Below are 3,246 nucleotides of genomic sequence, written 5' to 3'. Positions count from 1 at the left end.
CGGACGTGTCGCGGAGCCGGCCTCGCTCCCCGTCGGGGTGCTTGCCGTGTCGGGCGGCACGTTTCTCCCCTAAATGCGAATTCGTAGATGCCAATGCGAAATCGGGTTCTAATTATAGGCAGGATGGTCGCGCTTACAAGGCAGGCATACCATGCCTTCGAAAATGCGACAGATTGCGATCCGGTGGCCGAAGCGCGCAACTGTCGGCATTCCCATACAAGAAAAGCCGCACGAGGCGGCTTTCCAAGGCAGGTTATATGCCAAGACGGCGCTTAATGGCGCGGCGCCTGGGCATGTGCTCCGGCATCCTGCCGGGGCGTTGCCTGCCTCGGCGCGCCGGTAGTTCGACCCCCGCGAGGAGCCGAGCCGCCCACGGGCGTAGCGCAGTACGGGCACACCGTCCACGAAGGATCGAGCGCGTGGCCGCACTTCGCGCACTGGTTCTTCAGGCGCTGATGGCAGTTGGGGCACAGAACGTAATCGGCCTCAACGGGATAGCCGCAGTTGGCGCACTCACCGTACTGCATGAGCTGGCGCTGTTTGAGAGCCACCTCGAGCTCCTGCTCGTCGCGGTCGATCTGCAGCAGGGGCGGACGCAGCAGGCAGTAGGCGATGACGCCCAGCAGGGGCACCAGGGCGACGATGGCCCAGATGTACCAGACCGTGCCGCGCAGGTACGCGTCGCGCACCACCCACACGATGGAAAGCACGTACAGAATAACCAGGAACACGATGAACACCGTGAGCGCCATCTGGAGCTCAGGGGTCCAAAGCTGGGAAAGAATCTCGTCCATGTCACATCCTTCTCACGACCCGCAATGCGGGTGATGACTTGCGGCGCGTATACGCCGATTGCCCATTGTAGCAAAGATGAGCGCTTCGCGCCTAAAAAGTCCTGATACAGCTCATACGCCATGAAATGCCCAGAAGCCGTGCCCATGCTACAAACCGTTCGCGCTTAGCGCCGTCGCGCCCATCCCCCGCGCACCGCCCACCGCACCTCTCGAGCGTATCCGTTCATGGACGGCTCATGCCTTCCGGCGAAAGCACACGCGGCTCCGTCTGCGTGCACGTTTACTATATCCCGAATACGCATCGCGTCCCATGCACCTCGCCTGCCGCCGGCTTCGAACGCCGCCGAGCCGAACATGTCAAACATCCAGTCGTCCGAGGAGTTGCCATGACCATCATCCAGCCCTTTACCTCCGATTATGACGAATTCCTCCGCGACGAATCGCGTTCCGTGGGGACAGCAAGCTTCATCGCCTTCCCCGAAACCGAAGACGACGTATGCGCCGTCCTGCGCGAACTGCATGCCGAAGGCACGCCCGTCACCGTGCAGGGCTCACGCACGGGACTTGCCGCGGGTGCGGTGCCGCAAGGAGGCTGCATTCTCAACCTCTCACGCATGAACCGCTACCTGGGAATGCGCCGCGATGAAGACGGGCGTTTCTTCCTCCGCGTACAGCCGGGCATCACGCTCATGGAGCTCAATCATGCGTTGAGGAAACGCAGCATTCCCGCAGATGGCTGGGACGCCGCGTCGCTCGAAGCGCGCCAGGCATTCCTCGACGCGCCGCTCCACATGTTCCCGACCGACCCCACCGAAACCTCTGCGAGCATCGGCGGCATGGCCGCCTGCAATGCCTCGGGCGCACGCAGCTACCGCTACGGCGCCATGCGCGGCCACGTGAGTGCAGTGCGCCTGGCTATCGCCAACGGCGATATGGTTTCCGCATCGCGCGGCCAAGCTATGGCGCACGACGGCGTGCTGTCGCTTACAGCGGAAGGCGGACGCGTCATCGCTGCGCCCCTCCCCTCCTACGCCATGCCGCATGCCAAGTGCGCAAGCGGCTATTACATGATGCCCGCTATGGATGCCGTGGATGTAATCGTCGGATCGGATGGAACCCTGGGCGTCATCACCGAGCTGGAGCTGGAACTCATGGACGCCCCGCAGTCGGTATGGGACGTGGCATGCTTCCTTCCGAGCGAGCAGCACGCCCTGGATTTCGTGGCCCAAGCTCACGGTATCGAGCGCGCCATCTCCATCGAATACATCGACGCCGCCGCGCTTGATGTGCTTCGCGAGCGTGCGACGGGCGATGTTCCGCTGCCGCCCGAAGGGCCGTGCTGCTGCGTGTCGATCGAAATCGGCGCCGAAGACGATGCCGCCATGGAATCCCTCGAAACCCTGATGGAGGCGCTTGAGCAGGCAGGCGGCGATGCCGATGCCACCTGGGTTGCGTCCACCGAGGCCGAGCGCGAGGGCCAACGGGTGTTCCGCCACGCGGTGCCCGAAAACGTGAACCGCATCATCGACGAGCGACGTCGCACGTATCCGCACATCACCAAACTGGGAAGCGATATGTCGGTGCCGTTCGACCGCCTGCCCGATGCCGTGGCACTCTATCGCTCCACGCTTGCGCGCGAAGGACTTGAGGCCGCCACCTGGGGGCATATCGGCGATGCGCACCTGCATGTGAACATCCTGCCGCGCGACATGGACGAATACGCGCGCGGCAAGGCGCTCTTCGCCGAATGGGCGCGCGAGATCACTGCGATGGGCGGCGCAGTCTCGGCCGAGCACGGCGTGGGCAAGCTCAAGCGCGACTTCTTGGAAATCATGTACGGCGAGGATGCCATTCGCGAGATGGCGCGCTTCAAGCTGGCCTTCGACCCCAAAGGTCAGCTAGGGCGCGGCAACTTCTTCAGCGAAGAGCTGCTTGGCTCGCTCAAGAGCTAACGCAGGCTGAACGCCTGCAGCATGAGAAGGCCCCGATGCCATTGACGGCATCGGGGCCTTCGTCATCGATATGTCAGAACGGACGACCTGGATTATCCCAGCTCGGCGAGCTGTTTGACGATGAGGTCGATCTTGGCCTCACGCTCGAGATACTTGGCCTTGTCCTTTTCGATAATCTCAGGCTTCGCCTTGGCGAGATAGCCCGGGTTCGAGAGCTTCTTCTCCACCTTGGAGGAATCCTTCTGGAGCTTGTCGCGCTCCTTGACCAGACGGGCACGCTCGGCATCGAAGTCGACCAGACCCGCCAGCACGCAGTACACCTCGCAGCCCTCGACGAGCGCGGCGGCGCTGCCCTCGGGCTTGACGAACTCAGGCGAATCCTCCACCACGGTCAGATTCACGCGCGCCATGGACTCGATCAGAGCCTTCTGCGCAGCGAGCGCCTCCATGTTGGCGGCAGGCGCCTTGGCGATCACCTCAAGCTCCAGCTTGGGCGAGAT

Annotated in this window: 2 protein-coding genes and 1 pseudogene; 1 reads left to right on the top strand and 2 read right to left on the bottom strand. The window is 63.2% G+C overall.

Features of this window, described 5'->3' with window-relative positions; genetic code table 11:
* Positions 1 to 272 precede the first annotated feature (272 nt).
* Positions 273 to 794 carry a zinc ribbon domain-containing protein gene (locus Q0J60_RS07660; protein ID WP_294440227.1) on the bottom strand — a complete coding sequence of 174 codons (522 nt, stop codon included), beginning with the start codon at positions 792 to 794 and terminating at the stop codon, positions 273 to 275.
* A 386-nt stretch (positions 795 to 1,180) separates the two neighbouring features.
* Here Q0J60_RS07660 and Q0J60_RS07655 point away from each other — a divergent pair, with 386 nt between their 5' ends.
* Positions 1,181 to 2,746, top strand: coding sequence for an FAD-binding oxidoreductase (locus Q0J60_RS07655; RefSeq protein WP_294440224.1), 1,566 nt, complete (start codon positions 1,181 to 1,183; stop codon positions 2,744 to 2,746).
* 92 nt (positions 2,747 to 2,838) lie between these two features.
* Here Q0J60_RS07655 and Q0J60_RS07650 read toward each other — a convergent pair.
* A pseudogene (locus Q0J60_RS07650) lies at positions 2,839 to 3,246 on the bottom strand (valine--tRNA ligase); the annotation flags it as partial.

The sequence above is a fragment of the uncultured Slackia sp. genome (genome assembly GCF_944321625.1).
Classification (GTDB): domain Bacteria; phylum Actinomycetota; class Coriobacteriia; order Coriobacteriales; family Eggerthellaceae; genus Slackia.
This window is presented reverse-complemented; position numbering and strand designations above follow the sequence as displayed.